Origin of the sequence: Streptomyces sp. NPDC056231, assembly GCF_048270745.1 — a bacterium.
GTDB lineage: Bacteria > Actinomycetota > Actinomycetes > Streptomycetales > Streptomycetaceae > Streptomyces.
In genome coordinates this window covers 1-19622 of record NZ_JBLVKW010000003.1, presented here as the reverse complement: position 1 = coordinate 19622, position 19622 = coordinate 1, and the positions used below count along the sequence as shown (strand labels likewise).

Here is a 19622-nt window from a genome sequence, read left to right as displayed (position 1 = left end):
CCAGTCGCGGTGGAAAGGTCAGCTGCGGGCGAAGAGCAGGTCGTGCACGACATGGCCCTTGTCCAGGCCCTGCCCCTCGAACCGGGTCAGCGGACGGAACGCGGGCCGCGGTGCGTAGCCGCCGTCCGCCGCCGTGTTCTCGAACAGGGGGTGCGCGGTGAGCACCTCGAGCATCTGCTCGGCGTACGGCTCCCAGTCGGTCGCGCAGTGGAGCACGGCGCCCGGCTTCAGCCGCTGCGCCGCCAGGTCGAGGAACTCCGGCTGGATCAGCCGCCGCTTGTGGTGGCGCTTCTTGGGCCACGGGTCGGGGAAGTACACCCGCAGCCCGTCGAGTGCGGCCGGCGGCAGCATCTCGCGCAGCAGGATGATCGCGTCACCGTTGGCCACCCGGATGTTGGACAGTCCGTTGCGGTCCGCGAGACCGAGCAGGTTGCCCTGGCCGGGGGTGTGCACATCGACGGCGAGTATGCCGGTGCCGGGGTCGTCGGCCGCCATCTGCGCGGTGGCCTCGCCCATCCCGAAGCCGATCTCCAGCACGACCGGAAGCCCGTCGAACAGCTCGGGCAGGTCGAGGACCGACTGCCCGTCGATGTCCAGGCCCCACTTCGGCCAGAGCCGCTGCAGTGCATCCTCCTGGCCGGGCGTGACACGGCTGCGGCGCGGCTGGAAGCTGCGGATCCGGCGCTCGTGGTGCGACCCGGCCGGGTCGGCGGCGGGTCCGCCGGGGAAGCGCGGTTCCTGACGCAGCCTGCGCTGCCGCTCGAAGGCTGCGGCGCGCAGATCGTGGGCCTCGTCGGACTCGGGGGCGGGGTTCAAGGACTCAGACACAGTGCCCCGATTCTACGGCGGGCGGCTTCCACCCCGTTCCCTGTGCCCGGAGCAGCGCCCTGCGTGCCACCTCCCGCCCGATGGGCAGCGAGGCCGTCGCGGCGGGCGACGGGGCGTTCAGCACGTGCACCGTGTGCGGGGCCTCGCGGATCAGGAAGTCGTCCACCAGCGTGCCGTCGCGCAATACCGCCTGGGCCCTGACACCGGACGGGGCGGGGCGCAGGTCGTCCTCCGTGACCTCGGGCAGCAGCCGCCGGACGGCCGCGGTGAAGGCGCTCCTCGACAGCGAACGGTGCACCTCGCCCGCCCCGTACCGCCAGTGTCTGCGCGCGATCTGCCAGGAGCCCGGCCAGGCCAGCGTGTCCGCGAGCTCACGCGGGCGTACGACCGGCCAGCCGTATCCCTCGCGGGCCAGCGCCGGCACCGCGTTCGGCCCGACGTGGACGCCGCCGTCATGGCCCCGGGTCAGGTGCACCCCGAGGAACGGGAAGGCCGGATCCGGCACCGGATAGACCAGCCCGCGCACCAGCTCGGGCCTGGCCAGCTCGTAGTACTCCCCGCGGAAGGGCACGATCCGCATCCCCGGCTCGTCGCCCGCGAGCCGGGCCACCCGGTCGCAGTGCAGCCCCGCGCAGTTGACCAGGACCCGGGCCCGCACGACGCGGCCGTCCGCCGTCCGCACCGCCACCCCCCACGGGCGGCGGTCGATCGCCGTGACCTCCGCCCCGAACCTGATCAGCCCGCCCGCGCCGCGCACCTCGGCCGCGAACCGCTCGGCAACCGCCTTGAAGTCGCACACACCGGTCGTCCCGACCCGGATCGCCGCGATCCCGCGCACCTGCGGCTCGTACTCCGCGATCCCGGCGGGCCCCAGCTCCCGCACCGGCAGCCCGTGCTGCCGGCCGCGCTGCACCAGGGCGTGCAGCCGGGGCAGCTCGGACCGCCCGGTCGCGACGATCAGCTTGCCGGTCACCGCGTGCGGAATGCCGTGCTCCGCGCAGAAGTCGACCATTTCGGCGGCGCCGCGCACCGCATAGCGGGCCTTGAGCGAACCGGGGCGGTAGTAGATGCCACTGTGGATCACCCCGCTGTTGCGCCCCGTCTGGTGGCGCGCCGGGCCCCACTCCTTCTCCAGCACGGTCACCCGCGTGCCCGGAGCGGTCCGCGTGAGGGCATACGCCGTCGACAGGCCGACGATCCCGCCGCCGATCACCAGCACATCGCAGTCGTACGCCGCGTGAGTCATCATCGCGCCACCTCCCACCCCGATAGTGCACTGACCCACTGACATTGCACTCAAACCAGCGGAGGCCAGCGTGGCGCGCGGAATTCCACCTTTGGTCGCCTGCGCGTCGCCCAGAGGACTCCGCGCGGGCATCCGGGAGGTGCGGGCGCCGCCTGCAGCCCTTAGACCGGCGCCACCAGCAGCGGCCGTGCCCGCTCGCGCAGCTCGGCGACGCGTGGCTCGTCCCCGTACGGTTCGAGACGGTGCAGCAGGTCCCGTACGTACTCCGTGGTCCGCGCCGACGAGATGCGGCCGGCCACCTCGACCGCCCGGGTGCCCGCCGCGCAGGCCGCGTCCAGGTTGCCGGACTCCAGCTCGGCGACGGCCGAGACCACCAGCCGCAGCCCGTGCGAGCGCACGAACTCCTCGGTCGGCCGGGACAGCGCCTGCTCGGTGAAGCGCCGCACCTGTCGCGGGGCCTTCAGATCGCGGTAGCACTCCGCGGCGTCGGCGGCGAACCTGTCGTACGAGTAGAAGCCCAGCCATGACGGGTCCGCGTCGCCGTCCCGGGAACGCTCCAGCCAGCTCTCGGCGGCCTTCAGCGCGGCCCCCGCAGCCGCGGCGTCGCCCGCCTTCGCATGGGCCCGCGCCTCCACCAGCCGGAAGAAACTCATGGTGCGGGCGGTGGCGAGCCCGCGGTTGCGTTCGACGGCCGCCTGCGCGAGGTCGACCCCCTCGTCGGCGAAGCCGCGGTAGGTCGCCTGAAGTGACATCGACGCGAGGACATAGCCGCCGAGCGGCACGTCGGCCGCCGCCCGCGCGAGCCGCAGCGCCTGGATGTAGTAGCGCTGGGCGGCCTCCTGCTGCCCGGTGTCGAACGCCATCCACCCGGCGAGTCTGGTCAGCTCGGAGGCGGCGCCGAAGAGCGCCCGGCCCACCTCGTCGCTGTACGAGCCGAGGAGAAGCGGCGCCGCGTCCACCCGTAAGCACTCCGGGACCATGGAGGAGCGCCAGTCGCCGCCGCCGTACTTGGAGTCCCAGCGGCGCGCGTCCTGGGCCGCCTCGCGGAGTTTGGTCACATCGCTGTGGCCGACGCGCAGCGGTGAGATGTCGTTCACGGAGTCCGGTCCCGGCTGTACGGGAATGCCGGGCGCGCCGCCCGGCGCACCCGGCGACGGCTGTGCACCGTGCGCGCCCTGCGTGCCGAGGATCGCCGCCTCGGCCGCCGACGGGTCGCGTGCCACCGACGGATCGGCGGGGGTTATCAGCCAGCGTGAGGCGGGCGTCGCGTACGCGCTCACCGAGAACGAGCCCGCCAGCGACTGCCAGATCCCGCCGCTGCCAGCCCGACGCCCGGCCAGATCCAGCCGGTAGAGCTCGGTCGCCGAACGCACCGCCTCGCCCACGTCGCGCGGGAAGGCCAGACCCACCTCGGGCGCCGGATCCGCGTCCGCGAGCCCGATCTCGTGCAGCGGGACCGGCCGGCCGAGCTTGGCGCCGATCGCCGCGGCGATGAGATGGGGCGCGGAACCCTGCGGCACCATGCCCTTCGAGACCCATCTCGCCACCGAGGTCTTGTCGTAGCGAAGTGTCAGCCCGCGCTGCGCCCCGAGGTCGTTGACCCGCCGGGCGAGCCCGGCGTTGCTGATTCCCGCGAGGGCGAGAACGGTTCCGAGCTTCTCGTTCGGCCCGCGTTGCTCCCTGGACATGCGCCACCCCTCGACACACAGACGGCAGCCGCGTCACCGAGGAGGCGCGCGGCATTCGTACCGTGTTCTCCCCAGGGACGGGCCCCGGCACTCCGGCCGCACACGCATGTGGCCGAGTCCCGAGGAATATGCCTCCTGCCGAGAACCTCAGTAAACCCAGCGTAGTTCGTCGCATCCCTACCGTTAAGGGGCAGACGTCCGTATGGCGGGATTGTTGTCCGTACGGACGGTGGGCTGACGATCGGCGTACGGGGGCGGTCCCGCCGCGGCGATCCGGTCGCCCGGTCGGACCCCGCCCGGACGCCGCCCCGGACCCCGCTCGGCGAGCTCCCTACGTGCTCCTGCCGTGTGGCCGTGCGCCCGGCCGTGCGCTCTGGTCCGGCCGGCGGGGGGAGCGCTTGCATGGGTGCTGCGTGGGTCGGCCCACTGCACTGGACTCAGTGGGCTGGGGGACACTGCCGCCTCATTCCCCGCAGGCGGCGGACCGGTCCGGGAGGCGAACCACGTCTCCCGGACTGTGCGTTCGGCGGGCCGCCGGAGCGGACCGGCCGGCGCGAGGGGGCCGGTACGGGGAGCGGCAGGGCGTCGTCGCGGAGTCGGTCGGGCGACCTCGTGGCAAAGCGGGTCAAAACTGGAGAACCTGCCCACAGGGAATCGGTTCCGGCGCGTGCCGTGCTCTTCGAGAATGGCCGAATGGCGTCGGTCCGCGGTGGTTGGGCCGGGCGATTCGCGGACACCGCCGGGCTGCCGGCCCGCGGTCGGCGGGCAGTTCAGGGGTGGCCGGATTTCAGTTGGTATGACCCGGGGCGGCAAGGAGGGCAACAAGCGGAAGCTGTAAGTCCGTTGTGGTGCTCCGTCGTGCGCGGGGATCGGGTGCCCCCGGACCGCCCTCCGGCTTTTGCCAGGGGCGCATGCGCTTGCGACGTGCGCCCTCCGTAGCCACTCCTGCGCGCCGTTGTCGTGGCAGCATGTTCCGCAACGGCGCTGCGTGTTCTCGCAGTTCTCCCGGTACGAACCAGGTGCGCCGTTTTGTCCACAGCCTGTGGAGGCGGCGATGCGTTGGTTGGTGGGGTGGAGCAGTATCGCCGCGAGCTTCGGCACGGTCGGCGCGGTCGGCGCAGCCGGCGAGGGACGCACGGTGCACCCTGTGGGCTCCCAACTCCTCTGGGGCGATCCCGATCCGCTCTGGGCGGTCGGCGACTGGCGCCCCGACGAGATCAGGCTCACCTCGATCGAGACCGCCGAAGGCGCACCCACCGCCCGCCTCGCGGTCCTCGGCTGCTGCAGCGCCACCGACGAGCAGCTCCGGCGCGGCCTCCTCGCCGCCCGCGGTGGCGCCCTGCGCCATCTCACCGCCTGGCCGGGCAGCTATACGGCCGTCGTCCGGATCGGCCGGAGGATCACCGTCGTCGGGGATCTCGCCGGAGCCCGCCCGGTCTTCTACACGCCCTGGGCGGACGGTACGGCCTACGCGACCGCCGCGCTCCCGCTCGCCGACCTCATCGAGGCGCAGCTGGACATCGGCCACCTGGCCGCACTGCTCGCCTGCCCCGAGACGCCGGAGGCGCTGCGAGACGGCACTCCGTACGTGGGTGTGAAGCGCATCCCGCCGGGGCACGCGCTCATCCTCCGCGAGGGCTCCCGCGAGATCACCGGGTACGAGCCGGTCGCCTCCCTCGCCGTCGCCGCCCCCGAGCTCGACCCGGTGAGCGCAGTGGACGGGGTGCGCGACGCGCTGCTCGAAGCGGTACGCGCCAGGCTCATGGCCCCCCGCCACGCGCCCGAGACCCTGCCGCCCGACCCCGGACCGGTCCCCGGCATGGGGCCCGCCGAACGCCGCGCCGCCCGCGGCGCGCCCGTCCCCGGCATCGGCGCCGACCTCTCCGGAGGCAGCGCCTCCGCCACCCTCGCCCTGCTCGCCGCGGGCCTGCCCGGACTGCCCGGCACCCTCCTCGGCCACGGCACGGGCGCGGGCGAGCGGCTGCTCGCCGTCACCTTCAACGACCTCACCACCCGCGACCACGAGGACGAACTCGAACGCGCCGCGGTCATCGCCGCCAACCCGCGGCTGCATCACGTGGTCGTCGCCGCGGGCGAGGAGGCGCTGCCCTACGCCGACCTGGGCAGCGGCCCGCTCACCGACGAACCGTCCCCGTCCCTCGTCGTCGCCGAACGCCACCGCAGACGCCTCGTCGCGGGCAGCGCCGACCACTTCGTCGGCGACGGCGCCCGACAGGTCCTCGACGCCCACCCGGCCCGCCTCGCCGACCTCCTGATGGACCGCCGCCGACGGCACCTGCTGCGCCCGGTCGCCGCCCTCGCCAGAGCCGAAGGACCGTCCGCGCATTCGCTGTTCGTACCGCTGACTGTCTACCGCGCGGCCCGCCGCCTGGCCCGTACGTCCTACCGTACGGGTCTCGAAGCGGCAGCCGACCGGCTCCCGGACGCCAACCGCCGCACGCCCGACCTCGACACTCCCGCCGACGCCTCGCTCGCCGCGCTCACCTGGTCGCGGCCGGGGCCCGCCGCCCGCTGGCTGACCGGGGAGGCGCTCGCGGAAGTGTCGGTGCGCCTCCAGGAGGCGGCGATCCGCCCCACTTCGGTCCAGCGTCCCGGCGAGGCCCGGGCCCGCGCCGCGCTCGCCCGGCACGCCGCCGACCACCGGATCCTGGAACAGGCCGCCGAGATCCGCAGCCAGCGGCTGCACGCCCCGTTCCTCGACAATCAGGTGGTACGCGCCGCCCGCGCCCTGCCCGAATCGCTCCGCGTCCAGCCGGGCGCCCGCGCCGCCGTCCTGCGCCGCGTTCTCGCGGGCGCGGGCATCCACGAACTGCCGCCGGGCTGGGGCACCCCCTCCCAGGCGACCTCGACCGCGGTCAGCCGCACCGGTCTGCGCACCGCGCTCCCCGACCTGATCGCACTCTTCGACGCACCGCTGCTCGCCGACGCGGGCCTGATCGAGGCCCGGGTCGTGCGAAAGGCCCTGCGCGCGGCCTCCGAGGGCGAACCGCTGCCCCTGGACGGCCTCGCCGACCTGGCCGCCACGGAGCTCTGGCTCCGCCGGCTCGTCTCCCGCCGCGGCACCTGCTGGACGGGCACGGCGGCGCCCCGCCGGCGCGCGGTGGCGGGCGGAGTGGTTCCGGCCCGCCGCACCCTGCAACGCTGACCGCCGCCCGACGCCGTTCCCGGCCGCCGGAATCCCGGCGCACGCGCCCGGTGCCGCAGGCCACAATGACCGGGTGCGGTACCTGATCCTGGGCGTCACCGAGGCGCGAGACGAGCACGGCGACACGCTGCCCGTCGGGGGCACGCGGCTGCGCGCCCTCCTTGCCGCGCTCGCCCTGCGCAAGGGCCGCCCTGTACCGGTCGCCGATCTGGTCGACGACGTATGGGCGGGCGATCCTCCGTCCGACGCCTCCGCCGCACTCCAGGCGCTGGTCGGCCGGCTGCGCCGCGCACTGGACCGGGGCGCCGTCACCAGCACTCCCGGCGGCTACCGCCTGGCAGCCGACCCCGACGACATCGACCTGCATGTGTTCGAGCAGCTGTCCCAGCGGGGAGCGGCCGAACTGGACTCCGGGGACCCAGAGTCGGCCGCCGCGACACTCCGTACGGCACTCGCCCTCTGGCGCGGACCCGCCCTGGCCGACCTGCCGGAACGCGCCCACGGCAGACGCCCGGAGGCCCACCGCCTGACCACCCTCGAACGCCGCATCGAGGCCGACCTGCGGCGCGGGGGAGCCCTCACCCCCGTCGCCCTGGTGCCGGAACTCACGGAGCTCACCACCGCCCATCCGTACGACGAACGCTTCCGTGCGCAGCTGATCCGGGCCCTGCGCGCGGAGGGCCGTCAGGCGGACGCGCTGACCGCGTACGAGGAGGCGCGCCGGGCGCTGGCGGACGGCTTGGGCACGGACCCGGGGAGCGAGCTGCGGGCACTCCACCAGGAGCTGCTCGCAGCAACTGGGCCGACGACGGCTGCGGTTCCGGGTGCCGGGCGCGCCCCCACCACCGACCACCCCCAGCCCCCGCGGCCCGCGCCCCTTCGCGGCAACCTCCGCCCCCGCCTCACCTCGTTCGTCGGCCGTGAACCCGAACTCCGGGCCATCCGGGCCGATCTGGCCGGCTCCCGGCTGGTGACCCTCACCGGCCCCGGTGGTTCGGGCAAGACCCGCCTGGCGGAGGAGTCCGCCCACACTGATCGCACCACCGTCCCCGACACCGACGCCTGGATCGCCGAGCTCGCCCCCGTCGAGGACCCCGCCGCCGTCCCCGGAGCCGTACTCACCGCCCTCGGCCTCCGCGAGACGAACCTCCTCCTGGACAGCGGCCGCGACAGCCAGCCCCTGCACTCCGACCCGACCGAGCTCCTCGTCGAGCACCTCGCGCACCGGACCCGCCCCGGCTCCCGCCCGTTCCTGCTCATCCTCGACAACTGCGAGCACGTCATCGACGCGGCCGCCGCCCTCGCCGAGACCCTGCTCACCCGCTGCCCGCGCCTGCGCATCCTCGCCACCAGCCGCGAACCCCTGGGCGTCCCCGGCGAATCGGTTCGTCCCGTCGGCCCGCTCCCGGCGGACCGCGCCCACCGCCTTTTCGCCGAGCGTGCCCGCGCCGTACGCCCCGACTTCGACCCCGAACCCGACAGGCAACGGGACGCCGTCGCCGAGATCTGCCGCCGCCTCGACGGACTGCCGCTGGCCATCGAACTCGCCGCGGCCCGGCTCCGGATGCTCGGCCCGCGCCAGATCGCGGACCGCCTCGACGACCGTTTCCGCCTGCTGACGGGCGGCAGCCGCACCGTGCTGCCCCGCCAGCAGACCCTCCGCGCAGTCGTCGACTGGTCCTGGGACCTCCTCGACGACGCAGAACGAACCGCTCTGCGCCAGGTCTCCGTCTTCGCGGGCGGCTGGGACCTGACCGCGGCCGAAGCCGTCCTCACCGCGAGCCCCGGGGCCACCGCCGCCGACCTCATCGGCGCCCTCGTCGACAAGTCCCTCGTCGTCGCCGCCCCGACCCCCATCGGCGAGATGCGCTACCGCCTCCTGGAGACCATCCACGAGTACGCCACCGAGCGCGCCGCCGAGACCCCTGAGACCCTGGCTGCCGCCGAGAGCGCGCACACCGCATACGTCACCGCGCTCGTCGAGGAGGCCGAACCCCGGCTGCGCTCCGGCGAACAGCTCCCCTGGATCCAGTGCCTGGAGACGGACCTCGACAACATCCGCGCCGCCCTCACCCGCACCACCGTCTCCCACGTCTTTGAAGCGGACGCGACACGTCTCGTGCTCGGCATGGGCTGGTTCTGGTGGCTGCGCAATCTCCGCAGCGAGGGACTCGCCTGGACCGAACGGACCCTCTCACTCGGCAACGACCCCACCGATTCCGCCGATCCCCGCTACTGGCCCCGGATGGAGCTGCGCATGCTGCAGTTCTTCCTCGCCGTGGAGAGCCGGACGTCCGACGATGTCCGTGACGACGACCGCATCCAGGAGCTTGTCCGCACGGTGCGGGACGCGTTCAGCACGCCGGGCCCGCATTCCGCCCGCTTCCCCGGGCTGCTCTGGCCCATGACCTCGTATCTGAGCCGTGAACCGGGCGACACCCGGGACATGTTCGATGCGGCGCTCGTCAACACCCGGCTGTATGGGGGTGCCTGGGAGTACGGCGTCACGCTGATGTTCCGCACCCACATGATCGTCGACATGCCCGGCGGTATGCCCGGAGTCGACGACGACCTCGCCGAACTACGCGGGCTGGCCCGCAGCAACGGCGACCGCTGGATGCGCGCCCAGTCCGCCGGCGCCGCCGGGGAGGCGGGCATGATGCGCGGACGGTACGAGGAGGCGCGCGCGGCCTACGAGGAGGCGCTGCTGCTCGCCCGCGAGGTCGGGGCCCACGCCGAGGCACCGTTCCTGCTGGCCCGCCTCGCCGATCTCGCCTACCGGACCGGTGACACGGCAGCCGCCGAACGCGGCCTGGACGAGTCCGCGGTGGAGGCGGAGCGCTACCAGGCGCACGACGCCCGTGCCTACGTCCAGTGCCTGCGCAGCGTCATCGCCCTGGACCGCGGCGAGATCCCGGAGGCTCGCCGGCAGATCACCGAGGCGCAGCGCACGGCCGGCCGCGGCAGCCCGCCCGTGCACTTCCTGGCGATGATCGACGGACTGTCCGCCCGGATCGCCGCACGCGAGCCGGAGTCCAGAGGCGGAGGCCCGGCCGCCGGCGTACGCGGACTGACCGGCGCCCTTCGCATGGCGTGGGACGCCCAGTGCGCCGAGGCCGTCACCGGCTTCCTGGCGCAGAGCGCGGCGCTCCTGCTCCCGGCTGTCGGCTTCACTGCCGCCGGCGTACGCGTCCTGGCCGCCGCCGGGACGTGGCGGCTCCCCGGCTCCCTGACCGGGAGGGAACGGGCGGAAGCGGAGGAGCTCGGGCGCCAGGCGCGCGAGGAACTGGGCCGGCAGCTGTACGAGTCCGAGCGCGCCGCGGGCACCCCGCTGACTGTCGACGACGTCCTCGAACTCCTGACCCGCATCACCGCGGAGCTCCCCGGCGCCGAGGGGAGCGGCCCGGATCGCCGCATCGGTTCCGACGGGAACAGCCCTGGTCCGCCCATCAGCGGCAGGTGATCCGGGACTCCGCCCAGTCGGCCGGAGCCACCCCGCCGAACGGGGCCGCCGGTTCCACGACGAGCCGGATCCGCTGCTGCCCCGTGATGCTGATTCCCATGGGTACGGCCGGATCGGTGCCGTTCATCAACGGGGACTGCCACAGCTGCACCCCGGCACCGGTGAACACGGAGAAGCGCACCGAGCCGAGCCCCGCCGTCAGATCGTCGATCCCGACCATCGCCTCGTAGCGGGTGCATGCCCGGTTCAGCTCGATGGTGACCGACGAACGGCCGCGCACGGTCACCCCGTGCGCGTATCGCGTACCGCCGATCGACAGGCCTGAGCGCCGCCAGACCCAGCTGCTCTCACCCATCGACACCTCCGGCTCCGTGTGGTCGCCGAGGAAGGAGTAGCGCAACTGGCTGACCTGGTAGACGACGGTCGGCGGCGCGGGTGGCGAAGATGCGGGCGTCGGTGTCGGCGTGGGCTTCGGCGGCGCAGGGACCGGCGGTCTGAGTGTGGGCGTGGGTGCGGGCGTGGGTGTGGGTGCCGGTTTCGCCTTCGGCGGCGGAGCCGGCGTGGGCGCGGGCGGTGCGGGCGGTGCGGGCGCGCTCGGAGGTTCGGGCTCCGGCACCGGCCTCGGGGGCGGCGGCGACGGCACCGCGGGCGCCACCACCGGCGGTTTGGCCACCGGCTCGGTTTCCGGCTTCGGCTGCTCGTCACCGACCAGCGCCCAGACCAGACCGGCTGCGGCAGCGACGGCCACCGCCGCCGCGATACCGGCCTTGACCGGAGCGCCCAGCCCCTCCGAGGCCATGGTGCCACCGGACGAACTCCCGCCCGTCGCCGCGGCGGCACCCGCACCCGCCGCACCGCCCGCCACGATCCCGGCGGCCTTGAGCGCGTACCCGGCGGCGAACCAGCCGACGACCGCGACCGGGAGGAGCGCCGGAATTCCGGCGTTGACATGTGCCAGCTCGCCCGCGGCGACCCGGCACTTCGCGCACTCGTCCAGATGCTTGCGGAGCCCGCGTTCGGCCCGCATCCGCAGGCCGCCCCGGGCGTAGGCGCCGAGCCGGTCGGCATAGCGCGCACAGTCGCCGCCCGAGGTGAGCGACTGGCTCACATGCGCCTGCAGATACGCCTGCTTGAGCCCCTCACGGGCCCGGCCGGCCAGCGCCGCCGTGGCGTTGGCGGTCAGCCCGAACAGTGGGGCGATCTCGCTCGGCGACTCCTCCTCGACGGTGGTGTGCCAAAGCACCGCCTGCCAGCGCTCCGGCAGGCTGCGGAACGCCCGCATGGCCATCGACTGTTCGGCCTCGTGCATCGCCATGACGTCCGCGCCCAGGTCCAGCGTGTCCGCGTCCGGCACCCCGGAGGAGTGGGACGCCTGCACGGCGAACACCACGAAGTCATCGACCAGTTGCTCCCGCTTCGCTGTCTTCGCCCAGGCGGCGGCGACATGCCGTACGGCCGTCATGAGGTACGCCCGCACGGCCTCCTCGGGTCCCTTGCCGCCCCGTACCGCCTGCAGAGTGCGGGCGAAGACCTCGGCCGTCAGGTCGTCGGCGGTGTGGGCGTCCCGGCAGCAGCTCCGGGCGTAGCGCCGCACACTGCCCGAGTGCCGCCGGAACAACTCCCCGTACGCGAGATCGTCCCCGGACCGCATGTGCTGGATCAACTGGGCGTCGGAGAGCGGGAGTCCGGCGGATCCGGCACTGCTTCCGCCGTCCCGCTGCATCGGTACGGCGGCCTCGGCCCCGACCGCGGAATCGGCGCCGACGTCGGCATCACGGCCTGCCGGCGCGGACGGCCAAGGTCCGGGCAGCACGGTTCCGCCCTCGGTGTCACCGCCCGACCGCCCGGGGCCGGCCTGGTTCGGGACCCGCCGGGAGGCCGGCTCACCGGCCTCAGCGCCCTCACCCACGACCGAGACGCCGTCGGGCGGTTCTTCCTGCTGCCCGTCACCGCTCATCGCGGAAGCCCCCGTATGCGCTTTCGGACCCGAACACCGGGCCAGAGTGCCACACGGCGCATTCACGGCGAGCGTTCAATCCCGGCAACCACTCGTCCGGGGCGTTTTCCCGAATGTGGGTACTAAGGGCTGTCCCGTAATCCCTGGTGGATCAGCGCGCGGCGTCTCACGCCACCGTCACGGACCCGATGCCCCCGTGCACAAGCCCGACGGCGCCCGTCCGCAGGGCTCACGCACGCCCGAGCACCCGTCATGCGGTCCCGGTCACGCAGGGCGTGAGCGCAGCCCCTCCAGCAGGATGTCCAGCAGTCGGGCCGAAGCGGCAGCCTGCTGAGCCGCATCCGGCAGGACGGGCGCCGCCGTCGCGATGACCAGCAGCACGTCCGCCACTGTCACATCACGCCGCAGCTCACCCGCCACCCGCGCTCGGTCGACCAGCCGGCCCACGACCTCCAGCAGCTCGGCCGTGCCCGCGCCCTCGTCCGAGAGCCCGTCGTCACCGGCCGGTTGCCGGACGACGACCCGGAGGTCGGCCTGCCCTGCCCCCTGCCGTTGCTGAGGAACCCGCGCCTCACCGAGGACATCGCCGGAGCCCGCAGCCGAGGCCGTGCCCACGTCCTGCACAACTCCGGTGTCCCCGGCCACTGTCGCGTCGTCGGCATCGACCTCGACCCGCAGCACCTGCGGCGGCAGCAGCCGCCCCGCGCCCGAGGCCACGGAGGTCCGCAGGAAGCGCGAGAGCGCCGACCACGGCTCGTCCTCCTGCCCCAGCGCAGTCCGCGCCTGGTCGGTCAGCCGGGAGGTCTCCTCCTCGGCTATCCGGCGCACCAGCACGTCCTTGCTCGGAAAGCGCCGGTACACCGTGCCGACCCCGACCCGGGCGCGGCGTGCCACGTCCTCCATCGGAGCCCCGTATCCCAGCTCGCCGAACACCTCGCGTGCGGCCCGCAGTACATGCTCCAGATTCCGCTGCGCGTCCACGCGCAGCGGCGCCGAGCGGCCCGCGGTGGAGCTGGAGCCGGCCGTCGCTCCCACCGTGCTCACCGTACCGACTGTGCTGATATGTCCGGTTCCGTCGGACGAGGCAGCAGCAGTCTGCCAATGCGAATCCTGAATGTGCATAACTTCCCCCGGTTATGACGTCTCCCCCCGGAGACTTCCCGCCGTGTCGGTCGGGGAGTGAATCATTGTCCCAGCCCGACACCCCGACGACATACGAACATAGTTGAGCCCGGGTCAATTCAGAAGAGGGCAGTTCCGCACGGTAGGCCCCCCGATCGGAGCAAGGACCGGTTGATTCCTGATTCCGCCCCTCTTCGCCACCCCCACTGCAACGTCTGACCTGCGCAGCTTCCGTATTGCCCCGGTAGCTGTCCCCAGCAGCCCATCCAGAACCTACGGTCACACAGTTTGCCGGGGCTGTGGACAAATGCCTGAGCACGTTGCGTCATGGGGAGGTGATGGCTTCAGATTCCCGGGGGACACCCCCCGGCCCGCCGCCGGGTGTGCGCATCCTCGTCATCGGCGGCGGCTACGTCGGGATGTACACAGCGCTGCGTCTCCAGCGGAAGCTGAAGCAGAAACTCAAGTCCGGCGAGGCCGAGATCGTCGTCGTCACGCCCGAGCCCTACATGACGTATCAGCCGTTCCTGCCCGAGGCGGCCGCAGGTTCGATCTCGCCGCGCCATGTCGTCGTACCGCTCCGCCGCGTGCTGGCGCAGTGCACGATCGTCATCGGCGAGGCGCAGCGCATCGACCATGCCAAGCGCACCGCGACCGTCACCACGCTCGCCACCGGCGAGGACGGCACCGGAGCCCTGGAGATCCCGTACGACGAGATTGTCATCGCACCCGGCTCCGTCTCGCGCACCCTCCCGATCCCCGGCCTCGCCGACCACGGCATCGGCTTCAAGACCATCGAGGAGGCCATCGGCCTGCGCAACCACGTCATCGAGCAGATGGACATCGCCTCCGCCACGCGCGACCCGGCCGTCCGCGACGCCGCCCTCACCTTCGTCTTCGTCGGCGGCGGCTACGCGGGCGTGGAGGCGCTCGCCGAACTCGAGGACATGGCCCGCTACACCTCGCGGTATTACCACAACATCAAGCCGGAGGACCTGAAATGGATCCTCGTCGAGGCGTCCGACCGGATCCTGCCGGAGGTCGGCGACGCGATGGGCACGTATGCCGTACGGGAGCTGCGCGGCCGCAATATCGACGTACGCCTCGGCACCCGGCTGGACTCCTGCGAGGACCGGGTCGCCGTCCTCAGCGACGGCTCCCGCTTCCCGGCCCGCACGCTCGTGTGGACCGCAGGCGTCAAGCCCGCCCCGATCCTCGCCGCCACCGATCTGCCCCTGACCGAACGCGGCAGGCTGCGCTGCACCGCGCAGCTCGCCGTCGAGGGTGCCGAACACGCCTGGGCCGCCGGGGACGCCGCGGCCGTTCCCGATCTGACGGCCGGTGAAGCGGGCAAGGAGACCGCGCCCAACGCCCAGCACGCGGTGCGCCAGGCCAAAGTCCTCGCCGAGAACATCCTCGCGGCGATCGGCGGCGAACCGCTCAAGGAGTACCGGCACAGCTACGCGGGCTCCGTCGCCTCGCTCGGCCTCCACAAGGGCGTCGCCCATGTCTATGGACGCAAACTCAAGGGCCGTCCGGCCTGGCTGATGCACCGTGTGTACCACCTGAGCAGGGTCCCGACCTTCAACCGGAAGTCCCGCGTCCTTGCTGAATGGACCCTCGCCGGACTCTTCAAACGCGAGATTGTCTCCCTCGGCTCGCTGGAACACCCGCGCGCCGAATTCGAACTCGCCGCCGGGGGCAGACGCACCGGGAACGACGGTCCGCCCAAGCAAGGTGGCTGACTGTCAGTACGGTCCGTCACACTGGACGTGTGACCATAGGTTGGTCCACACCTGTACAGAGTGACCCGGCCGACCGTGACCAGCAGTGACCAGTACGACGAGGCCCGGCTGCGCCTCACCTCACCGGGGTTCAGGCCCCCGGTGCCCCCGACCCCGGCGGAAGCGAGCCGGTAGCAGAACCGGCAGAGGAAGCGGCCCGCCCGAGCGGACCAGACCGACACACGAGGCCAGAATTTCCGTGAACTTCACGCGTTGGAGCGTTTGCCTACCAGGGGCGCAGCGTCGCGCCGCCGCCCGGGTCGACCGCAGTGCGGTGCCCGCGGCCCGCGGCGAGTACGCCGGGGCCGTGCCAGGGTCCGCCGCGCCGGACGGAAACACCCCCAAGGCCTTCGGAGAGGGCTCCGAACCGGTCCCCGGACCCGCGCTGGAGGATCTCCCCGCCCGCGAGCTCCTCGGCCGGCTGCCTGCCCCGGTCGCCCTGGTGTACGGCCCCGACCACCGCATCGCGTTCGTCAACGACGCTTACACCACAGCCTTCGGTCCCCGCCCCACCGGCGCCCCGGCGGCCGACGCGATGCCGGAGCTCGACGAGCTCAGCCTGCTGCCCCTCATGGACCAGGTCCTGCGCAGCGGCACGCCCCGTACGGTCAAGTCCCGCAAGGTGCGCAACGGCAGCTCGTACACCGTGACCTGCACCCCGGTCGCCACGCCCGCCGGCCACGGCACGAAGGACGGCAGCGGTGACGGCAAGGGGAGCGAGGCCGGTGTTCTCGTCTACGCGGCCGACGTCACCGACCACGCCGAAGCGGCCGAGCGCCTCCGCACCAGCGAACGCCGCCACCGCGAGACAGCCGTCACCCTTCAGCACTCCCTGCTCCCGCAGGATCTGGAGCACCCCGACGACCTGCGGATCGCCGCCACGTACCAGCCGGGCGGCACGGACGCGGCGGTCGGCGGCGACTGGTACGACGTCATCACCCTCGGCGCGGGCCGCACCGCGCTCGTCATCGGGGACGTGATGGGCCGCGGGGTGCGTGCCGCCGCGGTGATGGGCCAGCTCCGCACCGCCGTCCGCGCCTACGCCCGCCTCGACCTCCCGCCGCACGAGGTGCTGCAGCTGCTCGACGGTCTCGCCGCCGAGATCGACGCCAGCCAGATCGCCACCTGTGCCTATGCGGTCCACGATCCGAACGAGGGCCGGCTCGTCTACGCCTCCGCCGGCCATCTCCCGATCCTCGTACGCGACGAGGACGGTTCGGTGCGCCGCGCCGAGGACCCGACCGGACCGCCGCTCGGCACCGGGGGCTGGATCCACACGTCGGGCACGATCGCGCTGCCGCCCGGCTCCACCGCCGTCCTCTACACGGACGGTCTCGTGGAACGCCGCAGCGAGGACATCGACGAGGGGGTCGCGGCCCTGGAGCGCGCGCTCTCCGGCGCCAAGGGATCACCGCAGGTGGTCTGCGACCGTCTCATCCGCACCCTCGGGGTCACCGCCGAACACGACGACGACGTGGCGGTGCTGGTGGTCCAGCACCCCGCCCGCACCGGGGCGAACGCGGAGCTGTTCCACAACGCCTCGCTCGATCTCCTCGGCGGCATCGAAGCGGCCCCGCGCGCCCGCGCCTTCGCCACCGGCGTCCTGACGTCGTGGCGGTTCCCGGTGGAACTGTGCGACCTGGGCGTCCTCGCCGCCAGCGAACTGGTGGCGAACTCCCTCCAGCACGGCACCCCGCCGATGCGCCTGGGCCTGCGCCGCACCGACCGCCGTCTGATCATCGAGGTGACCGACGGCGACGACCACTTGCCGCGCCGCCGCCGCGCCGAGCCGGTGGACGAAGCGGGCCGCGGCATCTCGATCGTCGCGACGATCGCCTCGTCCTGGGGCAGCCGCCGCACACCCGGCGGCGGCAAAGCGGTCTGGTGCGAGTTCGCGCTGCCTCAGTGAGCGGCAGCAGAAGCCGCGGCTGAAACCGCAGGGGCCGCGACGGGGGCGGTCGCCGGCTCGGCCGTCGCTTCGGTGTCCGGCACCGACGCGGCCACCACCCGCGACGGCACCACCGCGAGCGAAGGCTGGTCCTGCACGGGGGTGAGCCGGCGCCCCAGCCGCAGTGCGAGCACCGTGATGCCCAGCGAGAACAGTACGAACGTCACGATGTACGGCCCGTGCAGCGAGGCCCCCATCGGCCCGCCCACGGCCGGACCGACCGCCAGCGCGAGCTGCTTGACCAGGGCGAAGGCCGAGTTGTACTGACCGACCATCGACTCCGGCGCCAGATCGGCGACCAGCGGCGCGACCGTCGGCGACAGCATCGACTCACCGAGTCCGAACAGGGCGTACGTGGAGATCATCGCGGCCGTCGCCATGGTCTGGCTGCCATGCCCGAGCCCCGCGTACCCCGCCACGATCCAGGCGAACGCCCAGATCAGCCCGACCGCGGCGATGACCCGGCTGCGCTTGCGGCGCTCCACCAGCCGCAGCACGACGAATTGCGCCGCGACGATGACCGCGGTGTTGGCGGCCAGCGCGATGCCCAGCGTCGACGGCTCGATCCCGGCAGCCTCGGTGCCGTATGCCGCAAGACCGGACTCGAACTGTCCGTAGCAGGCGAAGAACAGCACGAAGCCCAGCACACACAGCTGCACCATCGCCCGGTGCGAGAGCAGCATCCGCAACCCGCCCTTCGCGGCGGACCCACTGGTGGGCCTGGCGTCCGTGAAGGAGGGGGAACGAGGCATCCGCACCGTCACCGCGACGATGCCGAGCACGATGAACATCGCCGCCTCGATCAGGAACAGCAGCGTGAAGGTCTCCGGCCGGCTCGTGTCGACGATCTGCCCGCCGACCAGACCACCGATGCCGAGCCCCAGGTTCTGCAGGAAGAACTGCATCGCGAAGGCGCGCGTACGGGTGGCGGCGCCGGAGCACTGGACGAGCATCGTGGCGAGCGCCGGTGCCATGACGGCCGTGCCTGCACCGAGGACGGCGGCCGACAGCACGGCGGTCGACACGTTCGACGAAAGTCCGAGGGCCGCCGCGCCCACGGACGCCACCACGGCGGCGACGATCAGTACCGGCATCGGACCGCGCCGGTCGATGGCCCGCCCGGTGAACGGCAGGACTGCCAGCGCTGCCATGGCGAAGACGGCCAGCACGACTCCCGCCGTACCGGCGCCCAGATCCCGCACCTGTGCCACATAGACGTACAGATACGGAACGGTGAACCCCACACCGAACGCGCTCAGCGCGCTCCCGAGCTGGATCCGCCGCAGCGCCGCGCCCATTTCCCTGGTCACACTCACCTACCTCAAGCTCACGAAGGACTCACGTCCAAAGACTTCAACAGTAAAGTTCGAAGCTCAACAGTACAGACTGAAGGACTTCGACGCCAATGGAAGGCGTGCCATACTGCCCGCCATGTCTGACACCACCGAGCCGTCCGGCCTCCAGGAGCCGAGCCTCGACGAACAGATCGCCGCCTATCAGCGCGAGTTCCGAGACCTGGACCCCCAGGTCGAGCAGGTCGTCTCGGCCCTCGGCCGGCTGAACCGCCGGATGAACGTCGGGTACGGACGCCAGCTGGCCGACCTCGGCATCAGCAACGCCGAGTGGGAGGTCCTCAAGACCCTCGTCGTGGCGGGCTCCCCCTACCGGCTGGGCCCGGGGGAGCTGGCCAAGCGCCTCGGTCTCACCCCGGCGGCGATGACCCACCGCATCGACCGCATGGCGAACGAGGGTCTGGTCACGCGGGACAGGGACGAGAGCAATCGCGTACGCGTCATCGTCGAACTGACCGATGAGGGGCGTACGAAGTGGCTGGAGGCGATGCGCATGGCATCCGCCTTCGAGGGGGACCTGCTCCAGGACCTCTCGGGCGAGGAGCGCGGAGCCCTCGGCGAGATGCTGATCCGCCTCCTGCGCAGGGTCGAGCACACCCAACCGGACGCCGGCGGCCGCCTCACGGACCTGGACTGACCAGCATCCGACGGGGACACGCAGGGCGGGGGCACGCCGGAAAACGGCTTGACCTGGTGGAGTTGACACGCCCCTACCCGATCCGTAAGGTACTTCGAGTTGCCACGGAGCCGGAACGGTTCTGCGGCAACCGATCCCGCCGCGAATGCGGCAACTCAAACTCAGCACGATCTCCCATTCGGGACGATTTCGGCATGCCGGAATTCATTTCGAAGGCTCGATTATGAGCCGCCGGGAAAATCCGCTAGAGTTTGGACGTCGGAACAGCCCAACAGCCGGGAAGACAAACCCCGCTGACTGGGAATCAGGCCCGAAAGGATCTGATAGAGTCGGACTCGCCGGAAAGGGAAACGCGAAAGCGAAGAACTGGAAAGCGGAACCCGCTTCGACCGGGAATCGGACACGAAAGAGTCTGATAGAGTCGGAAACGC

11 protein-coding genes are annotated in these 19622 nt (G+C 72.6%); 5 read left to right on the top strand and 6 right to left on the bottom strand.

The window, feature by feature from the left end; translation table 11 throughout:
* Positions 1-18 precede the first annotated feature (18 nt).
* The 3 genes from trmB to ACNPQM_RS03745 all read right to left on the bottom strand — a co-directional run bounded on the left by trmB (position 19) and on the right by ACNPQM_RS03745 (position 3762).
* Complete coding sequence (trmB, locus tag ACNPQM_RS03755) at positions 19-828, bottom strand: tRNA (guanosine(46)-N7)-methyltransferase TrmB (RefSeq protein ID WP_358858287.1); 810 nt, start codon at positions 826-828, stop codon at positions 19-21.
* A complete protein-coding gene (gene lhgO, locus ACNPQM_RS03750) occupies positions 821-2077 on the bottom strand; it encodes an L-2-hydroxyglutarate oxidase (protein WP_358858288.1) in 1257 nt (418 codons plus the stop codon). The genes trmB and lhgO overlap by 8 nt, the downstream gene beginning before the upstream one ends.
* Before the next feature lie 158 nt (positions 2078-2235).
* Entirely contained in the window at positions 2236-3762 is a 1527-nt protein-coding gene (locus ACNPQM_RS03745) for a sporulation protein (RefSeq protein ID WP_418082846.1), read from the bottom strand.
* A gap of 1054 nt (positions 3763-4816) precedes the next feature.
* Between ACNPQM_RS03745 and ACNPQM_RS03740 the strand changes: the two genes are divergently transcribed.
* Together ACNPQM_RS03740 and ACNPQM_RS03735 are read left to right on the top strand one after the other, a co-directional pair.
* On the top strand, positions 4817-6928 hold the full coding sequence (locus ACNPQM_RS03740; protein WP_418082845.1) for an asparagine synthase-related protein: 2112 nt from the start codon (positions 4817-4819) through the stop codon (positions 6926-6928).
* 73 nt (positions 6929-7001) lie between these two features.
* Positions 7002-10391: a BTAD domain-containing putative transcriptional regulator gene (locus ACNPQM_RS03735; protein ID WP_418082844.1), complete on the top strand. Its 3390-nt coding sequence runs from the start codon at positions 7002-7004 to the stop codon at positions 10389-10391.
* Here ACNPQM_RS03735 and ACNPQM_RS03730 read toward each other — a convergent pair.
* Complete coding sequence (locus ACNPQM_RS03730) at positions 10378-12348, bottom strand: sigma-70 family RNA polymerase sigma factor (protein WP_418082843.1); 1971 nt, start codon at positions 12346-12348, stop codon at positions 10378-10380. The two genes, ACNPQM_RS03735 and ACNPQM_RS03730, sit on opposite strands and share 14 nt — an antisense overlap.
* 264 nt (positions 12349-12612) lie before the next feature.
* The gene (locus ACNPQM_RS03725; RefSeq protein WP_418082842.1) at positions 12613-13470 is read right to left on the bottom strand and encodes a TetR/AcrR family transcriptional regulator; all 858 of its coding nucleotides are present in this window, start codon (positions 13468-13470) and stop codon (positions 12613-12615) included.
* Positions 13471-13808: 338 nt separating this feature from the next.
* Between ACNPQM_RS03725 and ACNPQM_RS03720 the strand changes: the two genes are divergently transcribed.
* Complete coding sequence (locus tag ACNPQM_RS03720) at positions 13809-15215, top strand: NAD(P)/FAD-dependent oxidoreductase (RefSeq protein ID WP_358858294.1); 1407 nt, start codon at positions 13809-13811, stop codon at positions 15213-15215.
* A 238-nt stretch (positions 15216-15453) separates the two neighbouring features.
* Positions 15454-17163, top strand: a complete 1710-nt coding sequence (locus ACNPQM_RS03715; RefSeq protein WP_358858295.1) for an ATP-binding SpoIIE family protein phosphatase — start codon at positions 15454-15456, stop codon at positions 17161-17163.
* On the opposite strand, the gene ACNPQM_RS03710 is transcribed toward ACNPQM_RS03715, so the two are convergent.
* Positions 17157-18500 carry an MFS transporter gene (locus ACNPQM_RS03710; protein WP_418083010.1) on the bottom strand — a complete coding sequence of 448 codons (1344 nt, stop codon included), beginning with the start codon at positions 18498-18500 and terminating at the stop codon, positions 17157-17159. The two genes, ACNPQM_RS03715 and ACNPQM_RS03710, sit on opposite strands and share 7 nt — an antisense overlap.
* 133 nt (positions 18501-18633) lie before the next feature.
* Here ACNPQM_RS03710 and ACNPQM_RS03705 point away from each other — a divergent pair, with 133 nt between their 5' ends.
* Entirely contained in the window at positions 18634-19191 is a 558-nt protein-coding gene (locus tag ACNPQM_RS03705) for a MarR family winged helix-turn-helix transcriptional regulator (RefSeq protein WP_358858296.1), read from the top strand.
* The last annotated feature ends 431 nt before the right edge of the window (positions 19192-19622 follow it).